Annotated in this window: 8 protein-coding genes and 1 tRNA gene; 2 read left to right on the top strand and 7 right to left on the bottom strand. The window is 42.4% G+C overall.

What is annotated here, in order from left to right:
- Positions 1–63 precede the first annotated feature (63 nt).
- The 4 genes from WBA23_RS07325 to era form a co-directional block, all read right to left on the bottom strand.
- Positions 64–450, bottom strand: a complete 387-nt coding sequence (locus WBA23_RS07325) for a type II toxin-antitoxin system VapC family toxin (protein ID WP_424581622.1) — start codon at positions 448–450, stop codon at positions 64–66.
- Positions 432–650 (bottom strand): hypothetical protein, encoded by a 219-nt coding sequence (locus tag WBA23_RS07320; RefSeq protein WP_424581621.1) that lies wholly within the window; start codon positions 648–650, stop codon positions 432–434. The genes WBA23_RS07325 and WBA23_RS07320 overlap by 19 nt, the downstream gene beginning before the upstream one ends.
- 63 nt (positions 651–713) lie before the next feature.
- Positions 714–2021, bottom strand: a complete 1308-nt coding sequence (gene der, locus WBA23_RS07315; RefSeq protein ID WP_424581620.1) for a ribosome biogenesis GTPase Der — start codon at positions 2019–2021, stop codon at positions 714–716.
- Positions 2022–2172: 151 nt separating this feature from the next.
- Entirely contained in the window at positions 2173–3066 is an 894-nt protein-coding gene (era, locus tag WBA23_RS07310; RefSeq protein ID WP_424581618.1) for a GTPase Era, read from the bottom strand.
- Positions 3067–3284: 218 nt separating this feature from the next.
- On the opposite strand from era, the gene WBA23_RS07305 reads away from it, so the two are divergent.
- Positions 3285–3357: transfer RNA gene (locus WBA23_RS07305), tRNA-Met, on the top strand.
- Positions 3358–3446: 89 nt separating this feature from the next.
- On the opposite strand, the gene WBA23_RS07300 is transcribed toward WBA23_RS07305, so the two are convergent.
- Together WBA23_RS07300 and WBA23_RS07295 are read right to left on the bottom strand one after the other, a co-directional pair.
- Positions 3447–3695: a DUF2442 domain-containing protein gene (locus WBA23_RS07300; protein WP_424581616.1), complete on the bottom strand. Its 249-nt coding sequence runs from the start codon at positions 3693–3695 to the stop codon at positions 3447–3449.
- Positions 3696–4169: 474 nt separating this feature from the next.
- Positions 4170–4616, bottom strand: coding sequence for a hypothetical protein (locus WBA23_RS07295; protein ID WP_424581615.1), 447 nt, complete (start codon positions 4614–4616; stop codon positions 4170–4172).
- 98 nt (positions 4617–4714) lie between these two features.
- Here WBA23_RS07295 and lysM point away from each other — a divergent pair, with 98 nt between their 5' ends.
- Positions 4715–5161 carry a peptidoglycan-binding protein LysM gene (lysM, locus tag WBA23_RS07290; RefSeq protein WP_424581614.1) on the top strand — a complete coding sequence of 149 codons (447 nt, stop codon included), beginning with the start codon at positions 4715–4717 and terminating at the stop codon, positions 5159–5161.
- Between the two features lie 87 nt (positions 5162–5248).
- On the opposite strand, the gene WBA23_RS07285 is transcribed toward lysM, so the two are convergent.
- On the bottom strand, positions 5249–5532 hold a 284-nt coding region (locus tag WBA23_RS07285; protein ID WP_424581613.1), incomplete at its 5' end, for a hypothetical protein.

Raw genomic sequence — 5532 nt, 5'->3', positions numbered from 1 at the left:
GCACACCTTCAAAGTTGAAGCAGTTGCGGAGGCGGTTCTCTAGGTAGCGGTAATAGACAACTTTCAGCTATACAATTGTAGCTTGGGGATAAAGCGGAAGTCTTTCTGGTTCAGCGTGTATAGGGGTATTTTTCGGGTAAGTGCAGTAGCAGCAATAAGTGCGTCTGGAACCGCGAGCGTATGACTTAGTCCGTACTGCTTTACCAGTTCTACCGCTAGCTCAGAGATAGATTCGTTCACTTGAATGATAGTAATAGCGTTCAGTGCTTTAAGAATTTTGGCGAGATCAGCTTTATCCAATGCACCAAAAATAAACTCACCTGCTGTAATAGCACTTACGGCAATGTTGGCCGAACCAATAGCTTTAAGCTCGTAGATTATATCCGAGTTTCGTTTGGATAGCTCGACTAAGATATTAGTATCGCACAGAACTATTTGTGGATTGGCCATGCTTTCTGTCGTAACTTTTTGGCACTAATATCTCGGTCTTCCCAAATACCTGCCAGTTCGAAAAAGTCGTCAGATTTCTGCTCGTCCGTGTTTTCCGAACTTGCTTCGTTTCTCGAGATCTCTACGTAATCTAAGTCCTGAATAAATGCTAGAAAAGCGGATAATTTATGTTCCGCAATTCGTAAGGTGACTTCTTTCATACTCCATGTTTTTACCTAAAATACGAGTTTTTTATCAAGAAGTTAAGTAAGTAAATCATTCCTTTATTTCTTCCTAAAGAAAATCCGTAGGGGTACGCCCTCAAAGTTGAAGTGGTCGCGGAGGCGGTTTTCTAGGTAGCGTTGGTAGGCGGCTTTCACATACTGGGGGTGGTTGCAGAAGAAAGCAAACACGGGGGTATTGGTCGGAAGTTGAGTAATATATTTAATCTTGATATACTTGCCCTTCACGGCGGGGGGTGGATACTTTTCTATCTCGGGTAATAATTTATCGTTAAGCTGAGACGTGCTGACCCGACGTTGGCGGTTTTCGTGGATCTCGGCCGCTTTTTCAATAGCTTGGTACACCCGCTGCTTGGTGAGCATAGAAGTGAAAACAATGGGGATGTAATTATACTCACCCAGCTTCTCATACATTCGCTTTTTAAACTGATCTGCCGTATTAGTATCTTTCTCAATCAAATCCCATTTGTTCACCAAAATTAGAATACCTTTTTTGTTCTTGTGCGCTAGCTGCACAATGTTCATATCCTGGGCTTCCATACCCCGCTGAGCATCCAGCATCACAATACAGATATCCGAATCTTGCAAAGCCTGCACACTACGAATTGTGGAGTAAAACTCAATATTATCCGAAATCTTCGCTTTCTTCCGCAACCCTGCCGTATCAATTAGAATAAATTCTTTACCGTAGAGATTATAGTGAGAATGTAGTGCATCGCGCGTGGTTCCGGCAATATCGGTGACAATACTTCGCTCCTGGCCTAAAAGAACATTTAAAAATGAAGATTTACCTACATTAGGCCGCCCCAAAATTGCCAAACGAGGAATGCCCGCGTCGGGGTCTTCCTCATCATTCGTCTCAAAGTGAGGAACTATTACGTCCAGTAGATCACCCGTACCACTACCACTGGCGGAAGAAATAGCAAATACTTCACCGATGCCCAGACTATAGAAATCGGCTGACTGAAAGCTGCGCTCGGCATTATCAGCCTTGTTAGCTACAATGTAAATAGGTTTTTCGGTACCGCGCAACTGATTGGCGAAAGCCTCGTCTAGATCAGTAATTCCGGTTTCAACATCTACCATAAATAAAATGACAGTAGCCTCGTCAATAGCCAGTTCTACCTGACTACGAATAGCTTCTTCAAATACATCGTCCGAATTGGCAACGTAGCCACCCGTATCAATCACCGTGAAATGCTTACCCGACCACTGGGCGTATCCGTAGTGGCGATCGCGCGTGACCCCACTCTCATCGTCCATAATAGCTTGGCGACGCTCGACCAGACGGTTAAAAAAAGTGGACTTCCCAACGTTAGGCCGCCCGACAATAGCTACAATATTACTCACGAATCAACTAGGTTAGATGCTGCTAAAAGTTTCGCAAGTTACAAATAATAGCTTAGAGTCCACAGGGGAGGAATGATTAATGAATAATGATGAATGAACAATGGCAGCAAGATATATCAATCATTAATCACCAGTCATTAATCATAAATTTTTAGTAGCCAAATCGCCGTAGTCGAGGCTGTTCGCGTCGCCAGTTGGGAGCTACTTTTACAAATTGCTCCAAATGCACCTGTTTCTCGAAGAACTTTTCTAAGTCCTGCCGAGCCTGAATACCTACCTTCTTAAGAGCTTCGCCCTTTTTACCAATCAGAATTCCTTTTTGACTCTGCCGTTCCACGTAAATCTCACAACGGATACGAATAATCGTTTCATCTTCCTGAAATTCGGTAATGACTACCTCACTGCTGTAGGGCACTTCTTGTTTGTAGTTCAGGAATATTTTCTCCCGAACAATCTCGGCAGCAAAAAAGCGCTCTGGCTTATCGGTCATCGCATCTTTCGGGAAGTAGGGTGGGTGTTCGGGCAGGTATTGCAGGATAGCTTGAAATACTTCATTGATATTTAAAGCTTCTAAAGCCGAAACCAGCATAGCCTTTTGGGGCTGAATTATCTCCTGCCAGTACGTTAACTTATCTAGAGCCTGACTTCCTTTCGCCAGATCAATTTTGTTCATCACCAAAATAACCGGCACATCAGTTTCAGCTAATTTTTGTAACGCTGGATCGCCGTCTTCTTTCTTTTCAAATAAGTCTGTTACGTACAGAATTACGTCAGCATCCTCTAGTGCCGTGGCAACAAAGCGCATCATAGATTGGTGTAAAGCATACTCTGGCTTAAGCATACCTGGCGTATCGGAATATACAATCTGAAAATCATCGCCTTCATCCATCGAGCCATTTACAATGCCCATAATACGATGACGAGTTGTTTGTGCTTTAGAAGTGATGATGGATAAACGCTCGCCTACTAGTGCGTTCATCAGCGTTGATTTACCTACATTGGGTTTCCCCACAATATTGACGAACCCGGCTCGATGTGTACTCATGCTAAATAATTTTTACAAAAATATTGTGAATAGTCCGTGAAACCTATAAGTTTGTAGTCCGTTTGAAAAAATACATCGCGGGGTGGAGCAGTTAGTAGCTCGTCGGGCTCATATCCGCCTGAGGCGGACACAGGTTCTAGAGTTGATGCTCGCATCTGTATATTTGCTCAAACAACTGAAGAAAACTTTTACAGCTTCTCTTCAGTTAGAAAATACATCGCGGGGTGGAGCAGTTGGTAGCTCGTCGGGCTCATAACCCGAAGGTCACAGGTTCGAGTCCTGTCCCCGCTACTACAAAAGCCGAGGCATACTGCTTCGGCTTTTTTTATAAAGAAATTCTCATAATACAGTAGAAAAGTTCCTAATCTTCATTTCTCTTTCTATTCAAGCCCAACCAATTTACCTAAGCTATACACTTCATCTATAGCTAAAAAGGAAAGGTACTTGCCATCAATTACTTCAAAATCTTGGCGTTCTTTAGAGGTCAGTTTGGCAATAGGTGGAAACTTGTCTAGTGGCACCAATACGGTACGTCCATTGCTCAAGTACAACGTCAATTGATCGTCATTTGAGAAATCTATTTTGCTAATGCTTAGGGCTATAGCAGAAGTAGAGAGTATCGTAGTCATAACATTACATTTATAGTATTTTTTAACTACCACGGCTGTATTTTGTGGACGGAGGAAGTTTTAAATGTATACTTAAGTACCCGGAGTACGCAAATCAATGCAAATATAAGGTAAACAGGTGCTGCTTGTGGGCAAAATAACCCGTAGATGTAATGAATGCGTACTGTTTCTAGACGGAGTAGATCGTAGATGTAATGATGATGTACTTTTCTGGGTTCGTCGAACGGCAGATGTAATGAACGTGTACTTTCCTAGGCTCAGTAAACTGTAGATGTAATGACGGTGTACTTTTCCGGACGGAGCCGTTCTTAGATGTCATGAATAAACACCATTGGCAGGCATAAAATGATTTTTCAGCTAACTCGAATACTTCGGTTGACGCTCCAGCATATTTTTAGCAAACAAGAGCTTACGGTATACTTGCTACATACCGTAAACCCTTTAATCTTGTTGTATCATCTACTTATCGAAATATTACTTACCAAACATTCCACCCAAGCCTCCTAATAATCCACCAATACCAGAGTCACCCCCAAAACCTAATTGCTCAATCAAATCTTTTTTGTCGCTCGCTTGCCCAGTTTCTTTAGCACTTATCTTGTTCATAATGAACGGAATAGCAATATTGGCAATTTGCTTGGCAATTCCTTCCCCGATACCTAGCTTACGAGCTAAGTTGGTTACTAAACTGCTGGTAATGCTGCTAACAATCGGATTGCTCGTAGTAGTAGGGGCATTTCCATTAAAAAGATCCATCACCCCGTCAAAGTTTCCTTTCATTAATTCACCTTTTAGTCCGTCGACTACGGTATCCTTTGTTACGCCTACGGCTTCGTCAGTTTTTGAACTATCTAGCTGGGTCTGCTCTTGAATCAATTTGCCCAGGTGATCCTTACCCATGTTAATAATATTGTCTAGCATCGTATTAAAATTTAAATATCAATGATTTGATTACGTTCGGTAAACTATCTTCCCTCATATTAGTTAAACTTGATTAATAACCAAACTAATTTTCAACTATGGGACTTATTGATTTTTTTAAAAATGCTGGCGACAAACTTTTTGGCCGAGAAACTGACGAAGAAAAGCAAGAAAAACTGATGAAGCACGTAAAGTCACTCGGACTACCGGTTGAGGGGCTCTCTATCAGTGTGGATGATGAAACCGTCACGGTGAAGGGAAAAGTTGATAGTGTAGCTCATTCTGAAAAGATTGCCTTAGCTGTTGGAAACGTAGAAGGCGTAAGTAAAGTGGACAATCAAATAAAGGTTGAAAAACCAGCTCCCCAAGCTACGTACCATACGGTTGAAAAAGGCGACTCGCTTTCTAAAATCGCTAAGGAAGTATACGGCGACCCAATGAAGTATCCGGCCATCTTTGATGCGAATAAACCAATGCTTAAAGACCCAGATAAAATATATCCGGGGCAGGTACTGCGGATTCCGCCGAAAGAAACACTGGCTTAATCGAAGAAATGAATGATGAGTGACTAACGTTTGGCTTCCAACTGTCACTCATCATTATTCTCTATTCGTCAATCATCGATTGTTACCTCAGGCCCTAGGGTTGACTTCCTGCGTTAACTCAGTTAGAGAAGAAACAATGGCCAGCGGGCTTCTGCTAACTACGGCTCCGCCCAACATGACCACTTTGGTCGCAATATCGATTACCCTTTCCACCTTTTGTGTCTCCTGCAAAGCTTGATGTACCTCGTCGGTAACTTTGTTCATTTCAGTTAACTCATTATCTACTTCTTTGAGCTTGAGCACCGACGACAAAGCCAGTAAATCATCTGAATAGCAGTAAATAGAACGTTGCAGTTGGCTCAACTCTTGGT

It is taken from the genome of Tunicatimonas sp., from assembly GCF_049647865.1.
Lineage (GTDB): Bacteria > Bacteroidota > Bacteroidia > Cytophagales > Cyclobacteriaceae > Tunicatimonas.
Note: the sequence above shows the minus strand (reverse complement) of the source record. Positions and strands in the feature narration are given on the sequence as shown.